Raw genomic sequence first — 23,337 nt, 5'->3', positions numbered from 1 at the left:
CGAGCGATCCAGATACGATCCGATCCATCTCACATCGGAACCGAACAACTAGTGGCGGTGACTCGGCTTGTCCCCGTGCGCCCGGGCTGTGTCGTCGGGCCCATCGCCGTTTTCGAACAGGATTCGTTCGGCGGCGCCCGCAAGATCGTCATATTGGCCGCTTCGCAGCGACCACATGAACGCCCCGAGCGCTATGGCGCCGAGCGCGAGCGCAACAGGAATCAGGAAGAAGTAATCCGTCATCGGGCTTTCTCTATCGCGAGCGCCTGGTTGGAGATATTGCCAGCGGGCGCGCCCGCGCGCGGCTCCTCGCGCGAGCGCCAGCCATGCAGCCGCAGGGCATTGGCGATCACGAGCAGTGACGAAGCCGACATCGCCACCGCCGCCACCAGCGGTGTCACATGGCCGAGGATCGCGATGGGCACTGCAATGGCATTGTAGCCGATGGCGAGGATGAGATTCTGGCGCACGAGCTGCCGCGCATTGCGCGCAACCGCAATGGCCTGCGGCACGGCGAGAAGACTGTCGTGCAGGAAGACGAGGTCGGCGGCATTGCGTCCGACATCGGCGGCGGTGGCCGGAGCCATGGATGCATGGGCAGCGGCGAGGGCAGGCGTGTCGTTGAGGCCGTCGCCGACCATCAGCACGCGCTGTCCTGCTTCCGTCAGATCAACGACGTGTTTCGTTTTGTCTGGGGGGGAGACGCCGGCGCGGTAGGGAAGTCCGAGATCCGATGCGAGATAGCGCACCGGTTCGTCGCGGTCGCCGGACATGATCTCGACGCGGCATCCTTGATTGGACATGGCAAGCACGGCCTCGCGGACGTCCGGGCGAAGATCGCTGTCGAAACGGAAGGCCGCGCGCAGCCGCCCGTTCTCGGAGAGGACAACGCCGGCGGTGGCCGACTGTTCGGCTGCAGCCGGCAGCGCCCAGTCCGCCCGGCCGAGCCTGTAGGTCGTCGTGCCGATGGTGGCCTGCATTCCGGCGCCCGGCTGCTCTGAAAGATCGTTCAGCGCCACAGGCGTGACGGCATTGTCGCGTCCCGCGGCGGCCAGCGCGCGCGAGTAGGGATGGCGTGAATGCGCCGCGAGCGAAGCGGCGATCGCCAACGCCGCAGGATCGATGTCATTGCGGTTCATGAGCCGCAGCCGATCCATGGTCAGCGTTCCGGTCTTGTCAAAGATTACGGTGTCGACTTCGGCGATGCGCTCCAACGCGCCGCCGTCCTTGACCATGACGCCGCTCTCGAAGAGACGCCGCGCGGCAACGACCTGCACCATGGGCACGGCAAGGCCGAGCGCGCAGGGGCAGGTGATGATCAGCACCGCGATGGCGATGGTTGCCGCGCGATGCAGGTCGCCTTCCACGATCATCCAGCCGATAAATGTCAGGAGCGCGGTGAGATGCACGACCGGCGCATAGAGACGCGAGGCGCGATCCGCGATGCGCCGGTAGACCGAGCGCACGGCTTCGGCCGCTTCCATCATGCGTACCATTTCGGCGAGGAATGAATCTTTCGCGGCAGCCGTCGCAACGATGGTGAGCGGGCCGGTCAGGTTCAGCGTACCCGCGGACAGCACCGCGCCCGGTGCAACCGGCTGCGGCAGGCTCTCGCCGGACACCAGCGCGCAGTCGATCTCTGATTGTCCTGTTTCGACGCGGGCATCGACCGGTACGCGCTCGCCCGCTGCCAGCAGGATGTGCATGTCCGGCTGGATCTCGTTCACCGGCAGATAGGCGTGTGTGCCGTCGTCCTGCACCACGAGCGCGCCGCGCGAGGACAGGCGAGCCAAGCCTCGGATAGCAGTTCGTGCGCGCGCGCGCATCATGTGATCGAGCGTGCGGCCGATCAGCAGGAAGAACAACAGTGAAATTGCGGCGTCGAAATAGGCGTGCGCTTCGTGATGGAACGTCCCATAAAGGCTCATGCCGAAGGCAAGCAGCACGCCGATGGAAATCGGAACGTCCATGTTGGTCTGACCATGGCGTAACGCGCGCCAAGCCGAGGAAAAGAATACGCGGCCCGAATAGATCAACGCAGGGAAGGCGATCAGTGCGGAGATCCAGTGAAACACGTTGCGGATCGAGGCTTCCGCACCGGACCATGCCGACACTGACAGCAGCATGATGTTGCTGGCGGCGAAACCTGCCACCGCAAGCGCGCGGATCAATTCTTTCAGTGTCTCGTCGGTCTCGTCCGCGCCCGCATCGTGAAGGTATGCGTCGTAACCGATGCTGTTGAGTGTCTCGATGAACGGTGCGGGCGGTTCGTCCGCCTGCCAGCGGATTGCGACCCGCTTGGTGGAGAGATTGACCCGCGCTTCTTCCACGCCGGGAAGCGCGCCGAGCGCCGCTTCGACCTTCTGGATGCAGCCGCCGCAGTGAATGCCCGGCACCGACAGGTCAGTCTGGCGGACGCCGTCGCCGATGATGCGGCTTGCGAGCAGCACTTCCTCATTCGCGGTGTGGGGATCGGCCATCGCGGGAGCGAGTTCAGCGCCGGGCGCACAACAACTCATCGGCACTCCGTTTCTGTACGTCGCCGGCATTCCGCCGGCGGCGTGTCGTTATATTGCAGCTTCAACCGCCACCGCGCGATAGGCGTGCCAGGTGCCGTGCCCGAGCAGGGGAAACACGATGATCAGGCCCAGCATTCCAGTGGCGAGGGAGAGCAGGAATAGTGCAAGCACAATGGCGCCCCAGGTCAGCATCACGGTCAGGTTGTTCCAGACCAGCGCCATACTCGAGCCCATGGCGGTGAGGGCGTCAACGCGCTCGTCGAACATCATGGGAATTGAAAACGCGTTGATGGCAAACGAGAAGGCCGCGAAGAGTCCGCCGACGGCGCTGCCGACAATGAGCATCGCCCAGCCGACCGGCGTGGTGAATAGCATCGGTGCGATATACTCGAGGCCGGGAAACGGCACCAGGCCGAAAAACAACGCGTAGATGATCACCGCCGCGCGCATCCATGTGATCATCAAAAGGCACAACAGGACGCCCACGAACAGAATCTGTCCGCCGCATCGCGGCCTGACGAAGATCATGTTCACGAGATTGACAGGCAGGCCGGCGGCGAGGCGGCGGCTCTTTTCATACAGGCCGATTGCGAGGATCGGGCCCACCACCATAAAGCCGGCGAACGCAGGAAATAGGATGTAATCCCACTCTAGGCGAAACAGGCCGTCGACAATCGCAACGGACGCGAGAAAGATCAGCAGGCCATAGCTCAGGCTCGTCATCGGCTGCACGGTCAGGTCGTGCCAGCCTTTCGTAAGCCATGTGAAGGCATCGGCGGGGACAAGAAAGCGATGCCAGCGGTTTTTTGTGGGAAGCGGAGGCAAGACGGTCGGGATCATGGTCATGTCGATCATTCCACCTGCGCTTTGGTTGTCATGGACGGTTTAGATGAACACGACGAGGTCGCCGCGCTGAAGCTATTGGTGCCGTTGCCTTCGCCGTGCAGGAGATGAGCGACGCAGTCCGGCTGCGAGGATACAGCCACGTAAAGTAGATGCGCATTGGCGGCGGCGAACACGATCAGTCCGATGCCGATCGACAGCCAGACGATGGACTTCGCCTTCCGCCCACCATGGGATGCCGCCGCGCTGCTCATGGGGTGGGCATCCTCTGATCGAAAAGGTAGAGCGCCAGGATCTTGCGATCGAGCGGTGTCAGGCGGCCCTCCCATGACGGCATGTGGCCCTGCCGCCCATTCCACAGCGTGTTCGTGATCGTCTGCACGTCGCCGCCGTAGATCCAGAACTTATCGGTCAGGTTCGGTGCGCCCACGCCGCTGTTGCCCTTAGCGTCCTCGCCATGACATGCGGCGCAATTGGCAGTGAAGATCTCCTTGCCAGCGTCCACATCGCCGGGCTTTGCGGTCTTCGCGTTGGATGGATCGGAGAGCGAGCGCACGAAGGCCGCCACCTTGTCGACATCGGCTGGCTGGAGGATCTGATCATGGCCGAAAGCCGGCATCTGCGAGGTGCGGCTGTCGGGATGCGGCGAGTTGATGCCGACGCGGATGGTCTCGGCAATGGCGTCCGGATCGCCGCCCCACAGCCATGAGGTGGTGGTCAGGTTCGGGAAGCCGTGGCCACCCTGTGCGTTGAGCCCATGGCACACGGCGCAATTGTCGCCGAACACGGTGCGGCCGGTCTGGCGCACGATGTTCATCAGCGCAGGATCGGCCTGAATCTCCTGAGAGCTTTTGGCCTCGATCTGCTTGGTCCATGCGCTGCGGCCGAGGGCGGCTCGCTTCAGCGAGTCCTGTACGATGTTGCGTTGGTCGAGGCCGAGCAGTCCTTTGGTGTAGCTGACGCCGAGTGGCCACGCGGGCATCAACACCCAGTAGCCGACCGAAAAGACAAAAGCGATCAACAGGAAAAAGTACACCGCGCGCGGAACGGGTGTGTTCAATTCCTTGATGCCGTTCCACTCGTGCCCGGTCGTGAGATAACCGGTGTAGTTGTCGCGTTCTTCTACCGCCATGGTCCATCCTCGTTGTGCAGGACCGACTTCGCGGCGCGATCGAACGCCTTCCTGTTCGACGGCCAATAGGCGTAGACGACGGTGATGATCGAGAGTGCGATCAGATAGAACAATCCGAACGACTTCGAGAACCACACCAGCGTATCGTGTCCGAGATCCATGATCACCTCGCAGCGTCCGCGACGGATTTGTGCGCCGCGTCGGTCAGGTGGCCGAGCACCTGGAGATAAGCGACCAGGGCGTCCATCTCGGTGAGTTCGCCAGGCCTGCCGTCGAACGCGCGGACGTTGGTGACCTTGCTGTAGCGTTGGGTGACGCCATCGGCGTAGGGTGATTCCGGCGCGGCCTGGCCGTAGGCGTCCTTGCTCGCATTCGCGATCATGTCGTCGGTGTAGGGCACGCCGACGGCGCGCTGGGCCTTCAGGTGCGCGCCGAGATCATCGGTGCGCAGCGTCGTTTTCAGCAACCAAGAATAGGCGGGCATGACGGAAACGGAAAGCACATCGCGCGGGTTGTTGAGGTGCGCGACGTGCCATTCGTCGGAATATTTACCGCCAATGCGTGCGAGGTCCGGTCCCGTGCGCTTCGAGCCCCACAGCATCGGATGGTCGTATTTCGATTCAACGGCGAGCGAGTAGGGGCCGTAGCGTTCGACCTCATCGCGCAGGGTGCGGATCATCTGCGAATGACAGGCGTAGCAGCCTTCGCGAATGTAGATGTTGCGGCCCGCCAGTTCGAGCGGTGTGTAGACGCGCATGTCGGGCGCGTCTTCCACCGTCTGGTGGATGGTGAAGAGTGGCGCGATTTCTACGAGGCCGCCGATGCTGGCCACAAGGGTGATGCCGAGAGCGAGGCCGATCGCTTTGCGTTCCAGCCGATAGTGCAATCCGAACACGGCTTACTCTCCCGGTTGAAGGACGGTCGTGCCGCCGAGCGCCGGCGAAGGCATGTCGGTTGCAGATTCATGCACCTCGCGAATGCCGGTTCTGATCGTCATCCAGATGTTGTAGGCGCCAACGATCGCGCCGATCAGGAACAGAAGGCCGCCGATGGCGCGCGCGATGTAGTAGGGATGCATCGCAATCAGCGAGTCGACGAAAGTATAAGCGAGGGTGCCGCTCTCATTGTAGGTCCGCCACATCAGCCCCTGGATGATACCGGAATTCCACATGGCGAAGATGTAAACAACGGCGCCGGCCAGGGCGAGCCAGAAATGCACCTCGACGAGCCGCGGCGAATACATGCGGTCGCGTTTCCAGAGCCACGGCACGATGGCATAGATCGATCCAAACGTGATCATGGCCACCCATCCGAGCGCACCGGCATGGACGTGGCCGACGGTCCAGTCGGTGTAGTGGGAGAGCGAGTTGACGGGTCGGATGGCGAGGAATGATCCTTCGAAGGTGGTGATACCGTAGAACACCGCCGCCACCATCATGAAGCGCAGCGTCGCATCGTCCCGCACCTTGTCCCATGCGCCGTTCAGCGTCAGCAGCGCGTTAGCGGCGGACGCCCACGACGGAATCAGCAGCATTAGCGAGAACGTCATGCCCAGCGTCTGCACCCATTGCGGTAACGCCGTGTAGTGCAGGTGATGCGAACCCGCCCACATGTAGAAGAAGGTGATGCCCCAGAAGCTGATGATCGACATCCGATAGGAATAAATCGGCCGTCCGGCGCGTACCGGCACGAAGTAGTACATCATGCCGAGGAAGCCGGCGGTGAGGAAGAAGGCGACGGCGTTGTGACCGTACCACCATTCGGTCATGGCATCCTGCACACCGGAGAACAGCGAGTAGCTCTTGGCGCTGCCGAACGAGACGGGGACGGCAAGGTTGTTGACGATGTGCAGGATCGCGATCACCAGGATGAAGGCCATGTAGTACCAGTTGGCCACATAGATGTGCGGTTCCTTGCGTCGTGCGAGCGTGCGCAGATAGATGGCGAAGTATACGACCCACACGACCAGCAGCCAGATATCCGCGTACCATTCTGGCTCCGCGTATTCCTTGGACTGGGTGATACCCATCATGTAACCAGTAACGGCGAGCACGCAGAACAGATTGTAGCCGAGTAGAACGAACCACGGGCTGAGCTGATCGGGCAAGCGCGCGCGCGAGGTTCGCTGTAGTACGTAGTAGGATGTGGCGATCAGTGCGTTGCCGCCGAAGCCGAAGAGCACGCTGGTGGTGTGAACGGGACGCAGCCGCCCGAAGCTGGCCCACCCGGCGTCAAAAGTGAAGTCGGGCTTCACCAAGAGCCACGCCACCCAATCGCCGATGAAGAGGCCGAACACAGCCCAGATCATGGCGAGAACGATGCCGGATTTCGTCGGATCGTCGTAATAGCGGTTGAGGCGTTCGTTGCCGGGTTCAGGATCGTAGTAAACCGAAATGACTTTGAATATCCCGGCAAGCGCTGCGACCCCGATGAGCGCGCCGTGAATGCCGAGCGGATCGTCCTTGCCTGATATGCCAAATATCAATCCACACAGCGCGAGGCCGAGCAGGATCAATAACGCATACTGACGTTCAGCCTTGGTCAGTTGTCCGATCATTGTATTGCGGCCCTCCAAAACTGGAATCGCGATCCGGTCTGCGTTGAAAGATCAAAGGTCAGGTCAATCGCCTGGTGGATCATGCGCAAATATCCGCGGTGCTGATCTCCAACAAAGCTAGTCAGTTGTCGCAGCATGCGAGGAAGCTTTCCAATAACTGGCATGTATAGTTTCCATAGCAGCAAGGAAATTGACTTCCAGACTGAACTCCCGCTACCAATTCCGTTCAGGGTAGCCCGCCTTGTGCCGATGGTGATGAAAATGCCAGTCTCTTACAAGGATGACATCCGTTCCCTGTTTCGCGATTTTGATAGAAAATCGATGCTCGCCGAGCTTGATCTCTGGAAGTATGACGACGTAAGGAAATGGGGAGAGACGATCCTGATCAAGGTTGAGAACGGCCTGATGCCTTGCGACGCAGCTTGGCCCAACAAGAACGTTCAACTTTTCAAACAGTGGATTGCTGACAGAAAGTTGCCCTGAGCGTCTAAAGGCACTGTTTCTTAATTCAGCGAACATCCAAAATTTGAGGAGCTGTCACGTCGTACGGTGTTAGTCCGCTTCGGTCACCAGCGGTAATGCTGTGACCATTCGTAGCATTTCAGCTCGACCGTCAACAGCTGACGTTCGAGTGCACACCTTAGTCTTTCCAGATCAACACGCCATTAGTCCATCGATACTCGCTGACTTCGGTGTCGGGATCGTCGCTTGCTTGAAGGGCAGGGATAGCCTTGGCTGTACTCTCGCTGAACGCCAAGCGATGAACCCTCGCATAGTAGGCCAGGTTCTTTTCGTTGAAAGGGCTGGAACAGGGTCCGGACCCCCATCATTACGCTCGCCGCGATCGATCGTCTCGTTTATCACGCTATCATCGTCGAGATGAACGTCGAGAGCTATCGCGGGCGCGTGGCCCACGAACGAAAACGCGGTCCGCGACGGCCGCGGTCGCGCGCGACACCCAAAACCGCGGCTGATTGACGCTCCGCGACAATCCAAGTTCAACAAAACTCTTGAGCGCGACAATCATCACCTTAACGCGACACCGACTCGCCATTCTGATTGTCGCGTGCTTCCCACCCAGATTGCGGCGCTATATCTGCCTCCATTATACGAGCAGAAGCCCTCAATACTACCGCCCAAATCACCGGTCGCCATGGCGCCGTTTCTGTGGTCGATGTCGCGTCGAGTTCCGACGTTGGCGATCTTCTTTTGTTGCGGTGCCCGTCTCACTCATGGTGTGGGACCAATATGTAATTGCGCCATGGACCCGCAATGGCGGCGTGCGTGATGTTTCGCAACGATTCTTGTGCTAACGAGAAAACATGGCTTTATCACGCGAAAGCTTTGCTCAGGACGAGTCTCTCCCACGTGATAGGTGACGTATCACTGCGACCTCGCTGCATGGCGCCGGTGGCAAGTGGTGATGAAGGTCCCATCTCAAAAGCTAAGCTATCTGGCATTTCCTATAATTGATCGCGGATGGCGTCTTGATGATGCCTCCCTCGACGAGCCGCTACTTCAACGTAGCAAGATGAGCAACGAGGTCCGTCCGGTGCGTCGCATCCTTCAGTCCCGCGTAGGGCATACTGTTTCCTGGGCGACCTTATGCGGTAATTCCAGATAGGCATCGAGGGTCCTCGTGTCCCAGACAATACGAGAATTCTTCATGGCGTTACTATAGCGGAAGCCTGGAACAGTACCCGCTTTCCTACCGACAACTTCTTTCAGACCCGGCCCGACACGATTGACGTGGTCCGTTGCATGGCATGTCGCACAATCCTTGAAGACGGCTTTGCCGTGCTGGGCGTCCTGAGCATAGCCGGGGCCAGCAGCTGCGCGCGCAGGCATGAGCACTGCGATAAACGCGCCGACGGTTTCCGTGTCCTTCATTGTTGAACTCCTTTTTTAAGATCTGGATCAGAAGTGGCGCGGTCCGTGGAAGGTAATCGTTGAGGTTGTCGCCGGGTCGAAGCGCGAGTGCCCCTAGCGGTCCTGTCAGGACACCAGGAGCCAACGAAGCAGCGCCCGTGCCAGCGGCAATGCCGAGAAAGCCTCGACGGCTCGAGTGGAAGTTCTTGTCGCTCTGATTATTGGTCACCAGCGTTGCAATCCATAGCGGCATAATCGCGTGATCATCCATGAGCCAGGCGGCCCCTCTGTGCGGCAGAAGCGTGAACCGACCCAGTCTATCTTGCTCTGCCGGACGGCATCGCCCAATGGGTTCAGGGAGTCGCCGATCAGGCCGAGGATCTGCTTTACGCCGACTTTCTCGAAGACGTCGACGAGGGCTTCTGCGACAGTACGCGACATGGATCACCTCCGCGCTTGGCCTGCTTTCGTCGAAATGGCCGCCGCCTCCGAGCCAATGCCGCGACGTCACCGCCGAAGTCTCGCGCTCTTGCACTAAGCGGCTCGTTGTACAGCAGGACACGTTCGCGCAGTGATAACCCCGCGTTATGAATAGCATGCCCCTGTTGTATTTCCCGCCAGCGCGCGCAGAAGGTACACACGACCGTTGGGTGCGGTACGCAGCTTTAGACGTGGGTGCCAACGCGCCGCAAGCCGAACTGCTTCGTCGCCCGGGGACGGCGGCGATCGTGGGAGTCAACGCCGTGCCGCACCAGATACTCGCGCTCTACGGATCGTACCGGTCGGACGGAAGGAGATCCGCCTGGCGCGGCGCATATGCGAGGAGCTCGGATCACGTGGTGACGCGGCCGAGCTCATCGATGCTAGGACTGTCGGCCTGCCGATCATGCATCGCATGTACTAGGAATACGCGGCATTGGCGAGGAAGATCCGTCAGCCCGACGCGTTCGCATTCGTTGTCGGCGAATACAACTGGGGAGTCCAGCCAAGCCTCAAGAATCCCATCGATCATTTCCTCGAGGAGTGGTTTTGGAGGCCCGCCGTCATCACAAGCTACTCCGCAGGCCGAACAGCCGGCGTGCGCGCTGCGCTCGCCTGGTGTGGCGTTCTCTCCGAGATGGGCATGGTCGTCGTGTTCAGTACACTCACGTTAGGCCTTATCGAGGAAGATGACGTCGACCGACTAGAAGCCCGCCCGTTATGCCGCCTCCCGACCGACGCCTCGGATTGGATCTACGTCCGGGGATATCGCACTTGAAACAATAGGCCGTGCCCGCAAGCGGCAGCAATCTAGGAGAATTACATGGGTCGTTCACGATCGTCGAATCTCATCTTTATCGCGCTCGTGCTGCTTCTCTTCGGGGCTCTCCGAGTAGACGCGCTGGCTTCGGACCTTGTAGGTCATGTTTACATCCAGACCAATGAAACCCAGAACCGCATCATGCACTTCGGTCGCAATGCGGATGGGCAACTCGAACTACGCGAGAGTATCCCTACGGGGGGCGCTGGCTCGGGCGTCTTCAAGCCGATCAGCGGACAGGAGCGCGCGCCCAACGCATTCGAGGGCGCTGGCAGCGTGATCCTAGCCGAATCCAACACCCTGTTGTTCACGACGAACGGCGGCGACAACAGCGTGACGAGCTTCCGAGTGGGTCCGGACGGCAAGCTGACTTTGATCGATCGGCAACTGACTGGCGAGCTCGTAACCGGCCGCAGCGGAACGGCGAAGTCGCTCGCCTATCGCCCCCAAAGCCGAACACTATACGTTCTCCATGCCTTCGGCCCCAACCACCTCCGCTCCTACACGGTCGCCGAGGATGGCAAGCTGAAGTTGCGCCCGGAGCGCCATTCGGTAAACACCGCGACAAAGACCGATCGGGTGTCGTCACAAGCGGTTCTGTCGTCCGACGGCCGCTTCCTGCTGATCGATATCCTCTTCGACGCTCGTCCAGCCGCCAATCCGGACGGGTCGCCAAATCTGGTCGTGGCGAACGCCTCCGACCCAGACGGGCTCGCGATATTCCCGGTGCGCGACGACGGCGCGCTCGACGAGGCTTCGTTTGCCGATGCCGGCGGCGGGGGGCCATTCTACATCGCCTTCCTCAACCAGAGTCGTGATACCTTCCTCAACGGTGTCGCGGCAGGGGATGGCGTGCTGGTGAGCCACATTGATGGCAGAGGTCGCGTGACCAACGGCCCGTTGACCCCGATCGACACCTCGCTCGGGAAACCGTCCGAGCTCTGCTGGCTGCAGGTGACCTCTGACGACTCGCTCGTGCTCGCGACCAATTTCGGCTACGGAACGGTCTCGACCTACCGGCTCGTAGCAGGCCGATTGAGCCTTCTCCAGGACCCGGCCAACAAACCGATACCGGGCGACGGTACCTTTCGCGCCGTGAACGGGCTCGTCAGCAGCGGACCCAGCGACAGCTGGCTGACTCCCGACGACCAGTACTTTTACCAAATCTTTGGAAATGCCTCGGTGCTTGTCAGCTACCGCCTCGACAAGACGAGCGGCCGACTGACGGAGATTGGTCGAAACCCGATACCCTACGATAGCCCCCAGGGTCTTGCGGGATTCTAAGCGTCTACAGGCGGAGCGCGATCGACCAGGCAACATCCAGCTTTTTCCACTGTGATCCGGTCCGGCGGACGAGCTCCCGTCACGATCGTCACCTTGCCAAGCAAATCAGTCGATCGCTGAGATATCATAGCGCAGCTTGACGCATACAATTAAGGGGCGGCCTTGCCTATCTTGTGTGACACTGCGGAACGGAACGAGGACTTCTTGGCCACACGGGTGTCGACCGAGCTCACTCGTAGTGCCATGCGAGGCGCTCGCGTCATGGTGTTTTGGCTTTCAAATGTTGAGCCCGAACACGCCGGAACTGGCAATGTGCCTCCTCGCGTCTGCACGGTCCGCCAATAAGGACGGCTCGGTTACCTGCGAGTCCAGCTGATCTCGTTTCTGCGCTTGTCGTTTGTGACCCGACGATTTACGAGCAGCAGGGCAGCGACTTCCGACTGAGCTCCCGGTCAGCAATCCTTGACCCATCGTGTCCGGGATAAATCCCGAGGAGCGATTTTGGGCGGTCGAGCCAGAGCATCAAGACTACCTGTTACGGCATCCCCGGTGGCTACTCCTGCAATTACCTACACCCCAATTGACGCCTTCCGCCTGGCGAAAAGCAAACTTGCGGTGCCGCCGAATGCCTCCCGTCTGCCTATATCGCGTCTATCCGTCCCAACCGCTTCGCGGTATCTTGTGAGACTGTGAGTGGCGCTGAGGTGACTATGCGCCCGTGCGTTCGAGAGGCGATCCAGTACTGGAAAGAGGTCCGATGGGTTTGACCGGTGAGTTTGATCCGGATCGACTTCCGAGTAGGCGATGACTCCGTGTTGATCGACAACGAACCGTGCCGGAATTGGAAACGTCCAACTATCCTTCCCGTGAAGGCTTGGCAGATCAATTCCGCTCTTCAGATGCAATGTCCGGCGCAGCTCGGTAACGCGCCAACGAACGCCGTACTGCACCGCGATCTTCCCGCCTTTATCGCTCAAGATTGGTAGCGTTATTTGCATGGTCCTTCGGGTTCTTGGAATTGTCTGAGGCGAGATGGCGACCAGCGAAGCTCCACGTGCCTCGATTAGTGGGCGGACTTCTTCGAGCTCCCTTAAGCCGAGATTGCAACTGCGACACCAACTGCCGCTATAGAGGATCAAAAAGGAGCGGACCGTGGCGCGTTATCGATGTCAAGGAGGTCTTTACGCCATCTTGGTTCGGCAGAGAGAAGTCCGGCGCGTGTCGTCCGGCGGCTAACGCCTTCTCAGTTTGCCCGGAGGCCTTCAGGTATTCGGCGGCCTACGCCGGGCAATCGTGATATTAGTGGTCATTTCCGGCGTCCTGTAGTCCGAACAGCTCGCGTTTCAATGCCAGAACTGGAGATAAAGGCTTCTCTCGGTAGCGGTCATTGGCGACTTCGACTTATTCAGCTCCGTCATGAGCCGGTCGCGAACCGCCCAACCCAGCGGATCGAACCTAGAGTCCGCAAATATGGCAGACCCAAATCGCGCGAGCTGCGCATCCTGCTGGACGGCCGGGTATCGATGGAGAGAACGTTCTGTAACGGCCAACAAAATGCTAATCCAAACGAACGAGTCTCATGTCAAAGTCCAAAAGGGGATTCTTGCGGGAGTGTAGGCACTCACCCGCGCTTGGCGGGTGGACGTGCGCTCGGAGTTAAGCTCTCCCGGTCGTCTCGAACAGGAACCATGTGCGACGTTCCGCCTCGTGGATCCAGTTTTCGATCAGGCTGGCCGTGGCGACATCGCCATGCTCGTCGCAGACATTGCGGGTCTGTCGCATGCGCTGGGCGAGCGCCAGGTTGTCTTCCTTCAGCTCGGCCAGCATGTCTTTGGGTGTAACGAAATCGGCATCATTGTCCGCGATATGCTTCACCCTGGCAATGTGACCGATCGAGCGGATCGTTGTGCCGCCGATCTTGCGGGCTCTTTCGGCGATGTCGTCCGTCATCGCGAAGATCTGCGCGGCCTGCTCGTCGAGAAGGAGGTGATAGTCCCGGAAATGCGGGCCTGATATGTGCCAATGGAAGTTCTTGGTCTTGACGTAAAGCGCGAACACGTCTGCCACAAGCGCCATGAGGGCGGCCGAAATATCCTTGGTGGCATTGGAGCCGAGATTGCTCGGCGTCTCTAGCGGTGCCTCGCGGCGCTTTCTCGTGTCTTCTATAGTCATTTTGATTCTTCCTTCAGGGTTGATGCAGTCTTGCTGTTCGCTGGGGGATGGCTCTGAATAAGCAATTTGCGAAACTGTTCACCGAGTAGCCGTGGGTCACGATCAGGAACACCCCGCCCACCTACTCCTTCTGACAAGAGTATGGACACCTCCCAAGCGGGCGACCACGGCCATCGCTGTTGCCGGCTTGCGCCAGAACTCCCTAGGTCCGCTTCATATCCTCGACCAGCATCGCCGCGGCGTGGCGCGCAAGCGCCTGGGTCGGCGCGTTGGTATTGCCGCTGGTGATGTTCGGCATGATCGAGGCATCGATTACCCAGAGGCCATCGACCCCGTGGACCCTGAGTCTTGCGTCGACCACCGCTCGCGCATCCTGGCCCATCCGGCAGGTGCCGACCGGGTGCCACATCGTCGTCACGACACGCTTCACCCATTCGCCGATCTCCGCATCCGACTGGATGTGCGGGCCGGGATCCATCTCTTCCTCGATGACCGACGCCAACGACTCCTGGGCCATAACCTCGCGAATCGCACGCACGGATTCCACCGCGGCCCTCAGGTCTTCCTCTTCGCCGATGAAGTTCGGGTTGATGAGGGGCATCGACGTCGGGTCGCTGTCGGCCAGCCGCACCCAGCCACGGCTCTTGGGCTGAAGCACCACGAGTTCGAAGGTGACGCCCGAACGGTCGCCGGCCGGGCCGAGTTGCTCGTTCAAGACCACGGGAGAGTGATAGCATTGGATCGTCGGTTCGGCGGTGAAGTCGGATGGATTCCAGTGGGTAACCGTCTCGATGCCGTTGCCCGCCGCCGGGCCATCCTTGGTGATGAGATAACGCAGGCCCGCCTTTATGGTGCCGAGGCCATGCGCCGCGGCCTGATAGCCAAGATCACCCTTTACGTAGGCACGCACCGGCACCATCGGGTGGTCCTGGAGATTTTCGCCTACCCCTGGTGAATCGACGATCACCGCGATACCGTGCTGGCGCAGCTGCTCGGCTGGCCCGATGCCCGAGTGCATGAGGATCGTCGGGCTATGGACCGTGCCAGCCGACAGCACAACTTCGTCGGCCGTGATCCTCTCGAGGCCGTTGTCCCTCAGCTCGATGCCGACGGCCCGCTTGTTTTCGATAAGAATCCGAATGACGGTCTTGCCGGTGAGAAGAGTGATGCGGCCCGAAGCGAGGTGAGGACGCAGATAAGCGTCGACCGCGCTGCACCGGCGCTGATTTCCGACCGTCGACTGCACCGGCGAGACGCCGATCTGGCTCTTGCCATTATAATCGGGATTGAAGGGAACCCCATATTCCTGGAATGCCTTGAGGCAATACTGGTTCAGCTCGTTGATGCCTTTGGGCAACTGCACCGCCAGACCACCATTGATGCCGTGATATTCGTCGTGGAAGGTGTCGTTGCGTTCCTGCGCCATGAAGACGGGAAGCAGGTCTTCATACGACCATTTGCCGGTGTCGCCGACCGCGTCCTGCCACGCGGCGAAGTCGCGTCTCTGACCACGGACGTAGCACATCGCGTTGATCGAGGAGCCGCCTCCGAGCACCTTGCCTGAGCGATATGCTCGCTTGGTGCCGTGCTGGGGAACCGTCTCGTATTTCCAGACATGCCGGTCATAGGCCAGAATATTGGCAAAGCCGGCAGGAATGTGGATGAACGGATCGCGATCCATGTCGCCTGCTTCGATCAGCGCGATCGACGCATCGGTGTGTTCGGCGAGATAGCTCGCGACGACGCAGCCAGCCGCGCCCGCGCCAACAATGACAATATCATACCCCTCCTGAGACATCAGCGTCTTTCTCTTTCGCGCCATTTGTATCGTTCAATCAACGTCCGTAGCTGGCGCCTCGCCATCGCGACTCCTGATCCTGACATTGATCGGACGATGCTTTCGCAGAATGACCCTGCAACGCCAACGAGGGAAATCACCTGTGGCCATAGAGTCGATAGACAATCGTTATTGCCGCTCGCCGGGCGGCGTGATGTCGTAGCGAGGAATGCCATGAGCCACATGACACTTTCGAAACCCACGTTGTTATCCTGCGGAGCGAAGCCTAAGCTGCGTTCAGTTGCTGAATCGGCGATCGACGCCGTCGCGGCCTACGCGACTGGTGCTGTGAGAGTCGGGACGTGAGCCCGAGAAAAGCTCTTAGATGGTGCGAACGGCAAAAGTGCGCAGGGCGCGGCGGGTCACTCATGATCCCCATGAATAACTCAAACGCATTTTCACGATCTAGCGCTCTTCGGCGAATTGGTCATTTTGCGCGCCGACGTACTCCAAGATCATTCAGGAGATGACAGGCCCTTCGCGAAAGCTTCGGTTGAAGCGACCCCTTGCCCGTTGCTTTGACACCGATCGGAACCCTCACGGGCTCAACGACGACAGCGACCGCTAAGAAAGAGACAGCGGACGCTGCCCGGCTCTACGCCCTGAAAAAACGGTTGGAAAACGCGTGGGCTTTCCATCGCTCGAAGGACCGTGCAACCGCGCCGTATCCTCTCAAAAATTGAGAGTCTCAGCCCATAATCACGTGCATTGTCTTTACCATCGAGAGGTGCCATTCGGCGCCGGAACCCAGCTGGAAAATTGAGCGAAAAATAGAGTAGCGATGAACGACCGACTTACAGCGCTGAAACTGTTTGCCCGCGCGGCCCGCGTGGGTAGCTTTTCGAGCGCCGGTCGTGAACTCGGTCTCTCTCAGCCCTCGGCCTCACGCCTCATCGCCGCGTTGGAAGCCGACGTCGGCGCGGCACTCTTCAGCCGGACAACCCGCGCAGTCACGCTGACGGACGCTGGAGCAACCTACTTGATGCGTGTGGAGGCGATCCTAGCTGCTCTTGACGAGGCCGACCACGAGGCTCGCGGCACCGGAGAGTTGCGAGGGGTGCTTCGCGTCGGCACCTCGTCGAGCTTCGTATTGCGGGAGATCGTTCCCAGGCTGCCGAAATTTTTGTCAACCCATCCGGCGCTTCGTGTCGAATTGCTGTCCAACGATCGGTATCAAGATCTGGTCACCGAAGGCATCGACGTCGCGTTCCGGTTCGGAAGCCTGCCTGATTCAAGCGCCACCGCGAGGAAAGTGATCGACGCTCCGCGCATTCTTGCAGCTGCCCCTTTCTATCTCGAAGAGCACGGCACACCGGTGATGCCGTCGGATCTCGCGCACCACGCGGTCATCATCGGCCCTGCCCATCTCTTACCGACATTCTCATTCCGCAAGGACGGGCGTGTTGCGTCTGTCCGTGTGCAAAGTCAGTTGGCAGTGACAATCACTGAAGGCGCGATCGCCGCGGCGAAGGCCGGGCTGGGTATCGTCGCCTCAAGCCTCATTAGTGCGAAGGCTGAGTTGGAAAGTGGTGCGCTTGTTCGCATTCTGTCCGAATGGGACTTCGGCTCGATGGAAGTCAATGCATTGTTTGTGAGCGGGAAGACCATCAAGCCCGCCGCGCGCGCATTCACGGATTTCCTCGTCACGGAGCTTCGACGCTGACTTCACGAAGCATTCCCGCCGGTTATGGATATGATAGCTTTACCCGAATGGTCGCCGAATTTAATTGCTGAACGGACCGGCTGGGGCGGATGCGGCGCTGAGATCTCCCACGACTTCCAAGACTTACTTTGCGTTGTTCCCGACCTGCGCACTCATCCAAACCGGTGGATCAGTCGTTCGAGCGATCGGGACCCCGATCGTGGCCAAGGCACCCAAAACGCTTCAAAGGAGTCCGCCATGATCACCAGAGGCTTTACCGGCCGAAATTCGCGAGGAGACCAGTTCGATCGAATTCCGCCAGGACAGCACCTTGTCGAGCACTTGCCTGTTCTCACAGCCGGGCCGACCCCGCGCATTGAGACAGCGGAGTGGAAATTTACCCTCAAGATCGGGCCGAGGGCTGTTAAGGTTTGGTCCTGGAGCGAGTTCAACGCGCTGCCTAAGACCAAGATGACGAGAGACATTCATTGCGTCACAACCTGGTCGAAACTCAACACCACCTGGGAGGGCGTTTGCGTCGACGACATCCTTGCCGATGCTGGGGTGGAGTGTCCCACCGATTTCGTGCTCGCGCACTGCTACGATGGCTACTCTTCAAATGTCTCCCTTGCAGACCTTGCCTCCGGAAAGGCCATGGTCGCTCTGAACTACGATGGGCAGCCGCTTCCACGCGACCATGGTGGCCCAGCACGACTCCTCGTGCCACACCTATACTTCTGGAAGTCCGCCAAGTGGGTAAACGGGCTCCAATTTACCGAACGCGACGAAGCGGGTTTCTGGGAGGCGCGCGGATATCACATTCATGGCGATCCATGGCGCGAGCAGCGCTACACCAATGGCTGAGGGTAACGCGCGATCGGCGGTTTGGCAGACATGCGCCATCGCCAAGATCATTCAGCAAACGCCGGGCATCAAGAGCGTCTTCCTGCGGCTCAGTGAACCGTTTGTGCATATCGCCGGTCAACACGTCGATGTGCGACTGACTGCTCTGGACTGCTACGCCGCGATGCGCAGTTATTCGATCGCCTCGTCACCGAGTGCCTCGAACGTCATTGAACTTGTCATCGAACGCCTCCCGGACGGTGAAGTCTCTCCGTTCTTCCATGACTTTGCGGCTCTGGACGATGAAATCGAACTGCGAGGTTCACTCGGCGGCCACTTCTTGTAGCCTGAACGGGCAACCGCACCGATACTTCTGATCGGGGCGGGGTCTGGCGTCGTTCCGCTGATGGCGATGATCCGACAACGCCACGCCCTGGCGCAGACTGTGCCGACAGCGCTGCTCCTGTCATCTCGGACGCGGCGTGACCTGTTGTTCTCCGATGAGCTGCTCTCATTGGAGATGGCTGATCCGACGTTCAAGTTGGCGTTGGCGATTACTCGAGAGACCCCAGAGCGTGCCTCTGACTTTGCGCGACGTATCGATAGCGCAATGGTCGCCGAGTTAATTGTCCGGCTCCCTCGCATGCCTGCGCATGTATTCATCTGCGGATCAAACCCCTTCGTCAATATCGCGGCCGATGGCTCGCTAATGGCAGGGTGGACGCCTCGGCGATCAAAACGGAACGATATGGCGGCTAACGACGCCGCTTTGCACGATGCGCTCGACACAGTGGAAGGACGCTCTATGACATCACAGGACAAGGCATCCAAGCTCCGAGAAGTTATCGTCGCGAGCGACCCCACCAATCATGGCGCGCTGGTCGGTCGTGTCGACGCATCTCAGTTTCCTATCGGCGGTCCAGATGGAGTCGGTCACGTATCTCCCGGTCCCAATCCTTACGACCTTCTTAGCGCATCTCTCGCTGCATGCACCGCTATGACTGTTCGTTTTCAGGCCCGGCGCCAAAAATTTCCGCTAGAGCGGGTGGAAGTGGGCGTCAGCTTCCACCACGGCGCCCAGGGCGAAAGAGATTCGTTCGAGCGCACTCTCGTGCTGGAGGGAGAACTCGACGCGCAACAGCGCGCATTCTTGCTTGAGGCCACAAACCTCTGCCCCGTTGGCGAAATTCTCGGCGTTAGTGCAGATATTCACACACGCCCGGACGCCACTACGTCCGGCCACAACGCGCGCGCTCAAGCCAGCTATGAGGATGATCTGGCTGCACTCCCCATCCCATATATCGATGCAGATTGAGCCTCTCTTGTGCCGTCGATCACTACATTGGGGACCCTGAGACCTATCATACCGCAGGGTCTCAGGTTCCGGCTCGGCGGCGCCCAAATCGCCGTTCCCAAGACCGGGATCATTACGACAACCGGCATTTCAGGGCACCCCGCCCCTACCGTTCGCGCCAATAACGGGCAAATCAAGCGGTCGGCCTCTCGGAAAGTGAGAAAGATGAATCGATCGGCGCCGTGATCGTAAGAGTGCCGCGTGGGCCGCTATACTCTCCAGCGGCTTGGGATTCGGCTTCGTCAACCTGATCGAGGATGCGCTTGCACGCGGCTAGATAGAAGGCTCCGCTAGCCTCCACCGCGGCGATGAAATGCTTCCAAACGGCGGTCTTGCCATTGAAAAATGCGCCTCTTCGTCGATTTCGCCGTTTCGCGTCTGCGCGAGTCCCTGGAGGACGACCCCGCAAAGCTGAGATAAGCTCGTAGAAGTGGCACGGGGGCAACATTGGCCTCGTGCGTTGGAGTCGCGCTCATGTCGTGCGAGGATATGTTAAATTCACTTTTTGGCACTACCGCCAGACTGCCGCCAGCACGATGTAGAGGGGGGGCTGCCGATCAGGGTGATGATAATCGCGATGCGACTCCAGGATAGACTCGATGCGGTTAGGGACGAGTGTTATGAAAACACCCCTCCGCATATTTGGCGTGTCCGCGAGGAAGCTATCGACGACCTGGTCTCTTCGGGCATGGCCGAAAGAGCTATTCATGCTGGAGATCATGCTCCCGAATTCCGGCTGCGCGATCCCGATGGCAAAGCGATTTCATCCTACGACTTACTAAACAGTGGCCCAGTTCTCATTGTCTTCTACAGGGGGCGGTGGTGTCCCTACTGCACCCTCGATTTGCGGGCGATCCAGGCTGTCGTGCGGCAGCTCCGCTCATCGGGTGCATCGATCGTCGCGGTTTCTCAGCAGTCTGCGCACGAGAGCCGCTCCACTGAGCGAATGAATGGCTTATCGTTCCCCAGCGTTGTTGACCGTGCCGGGAAGGTCGCTCGCGCGTTCGGCCTGCGTTGGAAGCTATCCCGAGAGTTGCGCGCCGCTGAACTAGAATGCGGTCTCGACCTTGCCGCCGTGAATGGCGAGTCGAGCTGGACACTGACGATGCCAGCTCGGTACGTAATAAGTCCAGAAGGGATCGTCGAGTACGCCGATATCAGCGGCGACTACACCCGACGCTGCGACCCCTCTGAGCTCTTTCCGATCCTTAACCATATTCGCGCGCGTCTGGCGCACTGATCCACGGCGCTGGACCGCTCTGGATTCCAGAAAGCGTGTCCGCCCGTCCGGGGATGCCTGACGCGGGTTTCATCGCGCCAGCACCAGTGGCAACATGGCTTTAGGATATAGTGCCTCTGCGCGCTGCGTGAGCCGCATTGCCATCGCACGGGCTCATTAGTGGCGAGAATAGTTGACAGTGAACATCCAATGGAGCTCCACCAGGTTCGGTACAGGTTAACGGGATTGCGTGACAGGCGTGACGGAATTGCGTACCGAGCGGCTCACGCTCACGGGAGTCGTTCCCGAGGATGCGGCTTTCATCCTCGAGTTGCTCAAAGATCCAGGTTGGCTCGCGAACATCAGTGACCGGGGAGTTCGCAACTTGGAAGATGCGCGCGCCTATATCGAGGACCGGCTCTCGAAATCACTCTGGCTCGTGGCTCGGGACAGATCGAGCGATCCGGTCGGAATCTATGGCTTGGTCGATCGCAAGGGCCTGCCGCATCCTGATATCGGCTACGCAAATCTTTCGCGCTATGCAGGCCTAGGCTATGCGACCGAAGGAGCAGCCGTGTTGCTCCATCACGCTATGGATGTCTTGGGCCACGAAGTCATCCTGGCGATCACAAAACCCCACAACGTCGCGTCGCAGCGGGTGCTGGAGAAGATCGGCCTCCGATTCCTCCGCACTGTCCAGTTGCCCGGGCACGACAGACATTGGGCGCTTTACACGACGCAGATCGAAGGGGCGGCGGGCGCAAACGGCGTTGGGACATGACGGGCCCTCGCCAAACCGTGCTGGTTGGCCGCGAAGCGAAGATCCTATACAGGCCACTTGCTCGCTGCTATTGCTATCAGTTATGGATCCGGATCCGCACGTCCTATGCGGTGCCACCCGCGCTCGCTTACGGGATCATGCTGTTGTTCCGGCTGCTTGGGATATCAGATGCATGGCGGAGCGACCGCAGCTCAAGGCAGCCCGTTTCAGCCATCTCCACCATTCACCGCTACGTCGACGACCGCGTTAGGTTCTCAGCCGTAGCCGCCGCCTTCGAGGAAGAGGAATCACATAAGCCGGTTTGACCGCTCGCGGACCACGCTGCCGGGAGCCGAACGAAGGCTGGCATGATGGATGAAAACGGTTTGGCAACCGAAAAGAGGGCCTCCGCATATTCGCAGCGGACCTACAGGAACTGCGCGCTTGAATTGAAAGCCGGCTCCAATAGTCGGCCCGAGGCCGATTCATAAGACAAGGCGTCACGCCGACGATACCACTGCCAAATCGAATTCCAATTCCATCCGGTACACTTGATGCTCGTCTTTCGCGCAATGCGCGTGGTGAAAGACGCACGACGACAGATGCGCGTCTCGCCGTCATTCACCTTCGACTTGATCGCGCCCGAGATCACACAGGCGTAGACGAAAGCTGACTTCGCGTGGGTGTGGGGCACGGAGGCTGCCCCGGGCGCGTGTTCGGCCTCAACAGCGAGCAGCGACTTGCCAGGGATATTGGGAATGGCTGCCCTCGAATTTCTTCGTGACGGTTCGGGCTTCGAGCGACTCGCACTGCAGCCAGGCCGTCCTTGCCGCACGCGAAGCAATGCACAAGGGTCGCCCAGCCGTGAACCGTCTTCTCTGGCATGTCGATCCTCTCAGAGAGGTGATGGCCACGACCGGGTCTAAATTAATGGGCCGTTTGCGCCCGTAGAAGCGAGTTGCGCCCCGCGGCCGACGTTTGTTTGTAGATAAGCGGCTCGGCATGCGGTTCCATATGTCGAAGTCATTCCCGCACGACAGGATCCAGACCGGCCAGTTTCTGGTCATCACGCAGATCCCGCTCTAGCCCAGATTGTTGAAGAGCTTCAGTCTCGCCGTCGCGACTTCTCTGATCGCATCGACGGCAAGAGGCAGGATCTTGTATGGCACGACCTTTTGGGGAGCGTTCGCAAGGCCGGCCTCGAGGCCGCGCCTCCACGCAACGCGCAGTTCGGTATTTATGTGGACGATGTTGATGCCCGCGGTGATCGCTTGACGCAGGCTCTCGTCGTCGGTTCCTGAGCCGCCATGCAGCGTCAGCAGCGCGCTGGTCTGGCGTTTGATCCTCTCGATCCGCTCGATGTCGAGGTGCTTCTTCACCTGTCCTCGCACCATGCTTGGAAGCAGTCCGTGCATGTTTCCGACCGCTGGCGCCAGCATGTCGATGCCCGTGGCGTCAACGAACCGTTTGGCTTCCTCTGGATCGGTGAGACCTTTTGTGAGATCAGGCGCCGCCTCATGGATTTCGGAGCCGCTACCGATATCACCGATCTCTCCCTCGACGAGGATTGCCGGATTAATCGCCTTCAGCTCCTTGATCGCCTCCCTGGTCCGGCGGATATTCTCTCCAATTGGCAAAGCAGACAGATCGAACACGAGCGCATCGAAGCCTGCCTTGACTGCGTCGACCGCGCTCTTGAGTGAATGGACATGATCGGCGTTCAGAAACAAACGAAAGTCGAATTCCTCACGTAGGCTTCGCACCATCGCGGCAATCAAACGGTCTCCGATGAATTGGCGCTCACCCTCAGACACCCCGACGATGACGGGAACGTTCAATTCCCGTGCGCTGGCGAAGACGGCCTTCAGAGTGACGAAGTCGCCAACATTGAAGTGGCCGACCGCCACTTGGTGTTTCTGAGCCTCGTCAAGCACGCCACGCAATCGGAACATAACAGCTTCCTTCCATCACAATACGCCTGCACGCCACAGTGCGTATAAATTTCA

General features: G+C 59.8%; 22 protein-coding genes and 2 pseudogenes. 9 read left to right on the top strand and 15 right to left on the bottom strand.

Annotated elements, in window-relative coordinates; genetic code table 11:
* Positions 1 to 48: 48 nt before the first annotated feature.
* From ccoS to ccoN, 8 genes are read right to left on the bottom strand one after another with little or no spacing between them, the layout of a single operon-like run.
* Positions 49 to 243 carry a cbb3-type cytochrome oxidase assembly protein CcoS gene (ccoS, locus tag ACVJGD_RS21730; RefSeq protein ID WP_456636242.1) on the bottom strand — a complete coding sequence of 65 codons (195 nt, stop codon included), beginning with the start codon at positions 241 to 243 and terminating at the stop codon, positions 49 to 51.
* On the bottom strand, positions 240 to 2,519 hold the full coding sequence (locus ACVJGD_RS21725) for a heavy metal translocating P-type ATPase (protein WP_456636241.1): 2,280 nt from the start codon (positions 2,517 to 2,519) through the stop codon (positions 240 to 242). Before ACVJGD_RS21725 ends, ccoS begins: the two co-directional genes overlap by 4 nt.
* Positions 2,520 to 2,567: 48 nt before the next feature.
* Positions 2,568 to 3,365, bottom strand: coding sequence for a DUF2189 domain-containing protein (locus ACVJGD_RS21720; RefSeq protein WP_456640330.1), 798 nt, complete (start codon positions 3,363 to 3,365; stop codon positions 2,568 to 2,570).
* Between the two features lie 5 nt (positions 3,366 to 3,370).
* Positions 3,371 to 3,616: a hypothetical protein gene (locus tag ACVJGD_RS21715; protein WP_456636240.1), complete on the bottom strand. Its 246-nt coding sequence runs from the start codon at positions 3,614 to 3,616 to the stop codon at positions 3,371 to 3,373.
* Complete coding sequence (gene ccoP, locus ACVJGD_RS21710) at positions 3,613 to 4,494, bottom strand: cytochrome-c oxidase, cbb3-type subunit III (RefSeq protein ID WP_456636239.1); 882 nt, start codon at positions 4,492 to 4,494, stop codon at positions 3,613 to 3,615. Before ccoP ends, ACVJGD_RS21715 begins: the two co-directional genes overlap by 4 nt.
* The gene (locus ACVJGD_RS21705) at positions 4,485 to 4,655 is read right to left on the bottom strand and encodes a cbb3-type cytochrome c oxidase subunit 3 (protein ID WP_456636238.1); all 171 of its coding nucleotides are present in this window, start codon (positions 4,653 to 4,655) and stop codon (positions 4,485 to 4,487) included. Before ACVJGD_RS21705 ends, ccoP begins: the two co-directional genes overlap by 10 nt.
* Before the next feature lie 2 nt (positions 4,656 to 4,657).
* Positions 4,658 to 5,389 carry a cytochrome-c oxidase, cbb3-type subunit II gene (gene ccoO, locus ACVJGD_RS21700; protein ID WP_456636237.1) on the bottom strand — a complete coding sequence of 244 codons (732 nt, stop codon included), beginning with the start codon at positions 5,387 to 5,389 and terminating at the stop codon, positions 4,658 to 4,660.
* 3 nt (positions 5,390 to 5,392) lie between these two features.
* A complete protein-coding gene (gene ccoN / locus ACVJGD_RS21695; RefSeq protein WP_456636236.1) occupies positions 5,393 to 7,051 on the bottom strand; it encodes a cytochrome-c oxidase, cbb3-type subunit I in 1,659 nt (552 codons plus the stop codon).
* A gap of 162 nt (positions 7,052 to 7,213) precedes the next feature.
* Here ccoN and ACVJGD_RS21690 point away from each other — a divergent pair, with 162 nt between their 5' ends.
* Positions 7,214 to 7,534, top strand: a complete 321-nt coding sequence (locus ACVJGD_RS21690) for a hypothetical protein (protein ID WP_456636235.1) — start codon at positions 7,214 to 7,216, stop codon at positions 7,532 to 7,534.
* Positions 7,535 to 8,617: 1,083 nt separating this feature from the next.
* Here ACVJGD_RS21690 and ACVJGD_RS21685 read toward each other — a convergent pair.
* Positions 8,618 to 8,941 (bottom strand): c-type cytochrome, encoded by a 324-nt coding sequence (locus ACVJGD_RS21685; RefSeq protein ID WP_456636234.1) that lies wholly within the window; start codon positions 8,939 to 8,941, stop codon positions 8,618 to 8,620.
* A gap of 204 nt (positions 8,942 to 9,145) precedes the next feature.
* On the bottom strand, positions 9,146 to 9,361 hold the full coding sequence (locus ACVJGD_RS21680) for a thiamine pyrophosphate-binding protein (protein WP_456636233.1): 216 nt from the start codon (positions 9,359 to 9,361) through the stop codon (positions 9,146 to 9,148).
* Positions 9,362 to 9,663: 302 nt separating this feature from the next.
* Between ACVJGD_RS21680 and ACVJGD_RS21675 the strand changes: the two are divergent.
* Together ACVJGD_RS21675 and ACVJGD_RS21670 are read left to right on the top strand one after the other, a co-directional pair.
* Positions 9,664 to 10,178, top strand: a pseudogene (locus ACVJGD_RS21675) (NADPH-dependent FMN reductase).
* Between the two features lie 45 nt (positions 10,179 to 10,223).
* Positions 10,224 to 11,504 (top strand): lactonase family protein, encoded by a 1,281-nt coding sequence (locus ACVJGD_RS21670; protein WP_456636232.1) that lies wholly within the window; start codon positions 10,224 to 10,226, stop codon positions 11,502 to 11,504.
* 569 nt (positions 11,505 to 12,073) lie between these two features.
* Here ACVJGD_RS21670 and ACVJGD_RS21665 read toward each other — a convergent pair.
* The 3 genes from ACVJGD_RS21665 to ACVJGD_RS21655 all read right to left on the bottom strand — a co-directional run bounded on the left by ACVJGD_RS21665 (position 12,074) and on the right by ACVJGD_RS21655 (position 15,474).
* Positions 12,074 to 12,643 (bottom strand): redoxin domain-containing protein, encoded by a 570-nt coding sequence (locus ACVJGD_RS21665; RefSeq protein WP_456636231.1) that lies wholly within the window; start codon positions 12,641 to 12,643, stop codon positions 12,074 to 12,076.
* 517 nt (positions 12,644 to 13,160) lie between these two features.
* A complete protein-coding gene (locus ACVJGD_RS21660; protein WP_456636230.1) occupies positions 13,161 to 13,676 on the bottom strand; it encodes a Dps family protein in 516 nt (171 codons plus the stop codon).
* 202 nt (positions 13,677 to 13,878) lie between these two features.
* Positions 13,879 to 15,474: a GMC family oxidoreductase gene (locus ACVJGD_RS21655; RefSeq protein WP_456636229.1), complete on the bottom strand. Its 1,596-nt coding sequence runs from the start codon at positions 15,472 to 15,474 to the stop codon at positions 13,879 to 13,881.
* A gap of 820 nt (positions 15,475 to 16,294) precedes the next feature.
* On the opposite strand from ACVJGD_RS21655, the gene ACVJGD_RS21650 reads away from it, so the two are divergent.
* From ACVJGD_RS21650 to ACVJGD_RS21635, 4 genes are all read left to right on the top strand, one after another.
* A complete protein-coding gene (locus ACVJGD_RS21650) occupies positions 16,295 to 17,176 on the top strand; it encodes a LysR family transcriptional regulator (protein WP_456636228.1) in 882 nt (293 codons plus the stop codon).
* Between the two features lie 237 nt (positions 17,177 to 17,413).
* Entirely contained in the window at positions 17,414 to 18,019 is a 606-nt protein-coding gene (locus tag ACVJGD_RS21645) for a sulfite oxidase-like oxidoreductase (RefSeq protein ID WP_456636227.1), read from the top strand.
* Positions 17,979 to 18,344 carry an FAD-binding oxidoreductase gene (locus tag ACVJGD_RS21640; protein ID WP_456636226.1) on the top strand — a complete coding sequence of 122 codons (366 nt, stop codon included), beginning with the start codon at positions 17,979 to 17,981 and terminating at the stop codon, positions 18,342 to 18,344. The genes ACVJGD_RS21645 and ACVJGD_RS21640 overlap by 41 nt, the downstream gene beginning before the upstream one ends.
* A gap of 60 nt (positions 18,345 to 18,404) precedes the next feature.
* A complete protein-coding gene (locus ACVJGD_RS21635; protein WP_456636225.1) occupies positions 18,405 to 19,313 on the top strand; it encodes an OsmC family protein in 909 nt (302 codons plus the stop codon).
* 211 nt (positions 19,314 to 19,524) lie between these two features.
* Here the strand turns inward: ACVJGD_RS21635 and ACVJGD_RS21630 are convergent.
* Positions 19,525 to 19,644 (bottom strand): annotated as a pseudogene (locus ACVJGD_RS21630) (LysR family transcriptional regulator); the annotation flags it as partial.
* A gap of 273 nt (positions 19,645 to 19,917) precedes the next feature.
* Between ACVJGD_RS21630 and ACVJGD_RS21625 the strand changes: the two are divergent.
* Together ACVJGD_RS21625 and ACVJGD_RS21620 are read left to right on the top strand one after the other, a co-directional pair.
* A complete protein-coding gene (locus tag ACVJGD_RS21625; RefSeq protein WP_456636224.1) occupies positions 19,918 to 20,592 on the top strand; it encodes a peroxiredoxin-like family protein in 675 nt (224 codons plus the stop codon).
* 229 nt (positions 20,593 to 20,821) lie between these two features.
* Positions 20,822 to 21,352: a GNAT family N-acetyltransferase gene (locus tag ACVJGD_RS21620; protein ID WP_456636223.1), complete on the top strand. Its 531-nt coding sequence runs from the start codon at positions 20,822 to 20,824 to the stop codon at positions 21,350 to 21,352.
* Positions 21,353 to 22,413: 1,061 nt separating this feature from the next.
* Here ACVJGD_RS21620 and ACVJGD_RS21615 read toward each other — a convergent pair.
* The gene (locus ACVJGD_RS21615; RefSeq protein WP_456636222.1) at positions 22,414 to 23,283 is read right to left on the bottom strand and encodes a class II fructose-bisphosphate aldolase; all 870 of its coding nucleotides are present in this window, start codon (positions 23,281 to 23,283) and stop codon (positions 22,414 to 22,416) included.
* Positions 23,284 to 23,337: the final 54 nt, after the last annotated feature.

The sequence above is a fragment of the Bradyrhizobium sp. USDA 10063 genome (genome assembly GCF_054063735.1).
The sequence above is the reverse complement of the archived record's forward strand: the minus strand, read 5'-3'. Positions and strand labels throughout refer to the sequence as shown.

Coding starts and splice junctions, on each gene's coding strand:
- ccoS (WP_456636242.1), bottom strand. CDS start 243: ATGACGGATTACTTCTTCCTGATTCCTGTTGCGCTCGCGCTCGGCGCC.
- ACVJGD_RS21725 (WP_456636241.1), bottom strand. CDS start 2,519: ATGAGTTGTTGTGCGCCCGGCGCTGAACTCGCTCCCGCGATGGCCGAT.
- ACVJGD_RS21720 (WP_456640330.1), bottom strand. CDS start 3,365: ATGACCATGATCCCGACCGTCTTGCCTCCGCTTCCCACAAAAAACCGC.
- ACVJGD_RS21715 (WP_456636240.1), bottom strand. CDS start 3,616: ATGAGCAGCGCGGCGGCATCCCATGGTGGGCGGAAGGCGAAGTCCATC.
- ccoP (WP_456636239.1), bottom strand. CDS start 4,494: ATGGCGGTAGAAGAACGCGACAACTACACCGGTTATCTCACGACCGGG.
- ACVJGD_RS21705 (WP_456636238.1), bottom strand. CDS start 4,655: ATGGATCTCGGACACGATACGCTGGTGTGGTTCTCGAAGTCGTTCGGA.
- ccoN (WP_456636236.1), bottom strand. CDS start 7,051: ATGATCGGACAACTGACCAAGGCTGAACGTCAGTATGCGTTATTGATC.
- ACVJGD_RS21690 (WP_456636235.1), top strand. CDS start 7,214: ATGTATAGTTTCCATAGCAGCAAGGAAATTGACTTCCAGACTGAACTC.
- ACVJGD_RS21685 (WP_456636234.1), bottom strand. CDS start 8,941: ATGAAGGACACGGAAACCGTCGGCGCGTTTATCGCAGTGCTCATGCCT.
- ACVJGD_RS21680 (WP_456636233.1), bottom strand. CDS start 9,361: ATGTCGCGTACTGTCGCAGAAGCCCTCGTCGACGTCTTCGAGAAAGTC.
- ACVJGD_RS21670 (WP_456636232.1), top strand. CDS start 10,224: ATGGGTCGTTCACGATCGTCGAATCTCATCTTTATCGCGCTCGTGCTG.
- ACVJGD_RS21660 (WP_456636230.1), bottom strand. CDS start 13,676: ATGACTATAGAAGACACGAGAAAGCGCCGCGAGGCACCGCTAGAGACG.
- ACVJGD_RS21655 (WP_456636229.1), bottom strand. CDS start 15,474: ATGTCTCAGGAGGGGTATGATATTGTCATTGTTGGCGCGGGCGCGGCT.
- ACVJGD_RS21650 (WP_456636228.1), top strand. CDS start 16,295: ATGAACGACCGACTTACAGCGCTGAAACTGTTTGCCCGCGCGGCCCGC.
- ACVJGD_RS21645 (WP_456636227.1), top strand. CDS start 17,414: ATGATCACCAGAGGCTTTACCGGCCGAAATTCGCGAGGAGACCAGTTC.
- ACVJGD_RS21640 (WP_456636226.1), top strand. CDS start 17,979: ATGGCGATCCATGGCGCGAGCAGCGCTACACCAATGGCTGAGGGTAAC.
- ACVJGD_RS21635 (WP_456636225.1), top strand. CDS start 18,405: ATGGCGATGATCCGACAACGCCACGCCCTGGCGCAGACTGTGCCGACA.
- ACVJGD_RS21625 (WP_456636224.1), top strand. CDS start 19,918: ATGATAATCGCGATGCGACTCCAGGATAGACTCGATGCGGTTAGGGAC.
- ACVJGD_RS21615 (WP_456636222.1), bottom strand. CDS start 23,283: ATGTTCCGATTGCGTGGCGTGCTTGACGAGGCTCAGAAACACCAAGTG.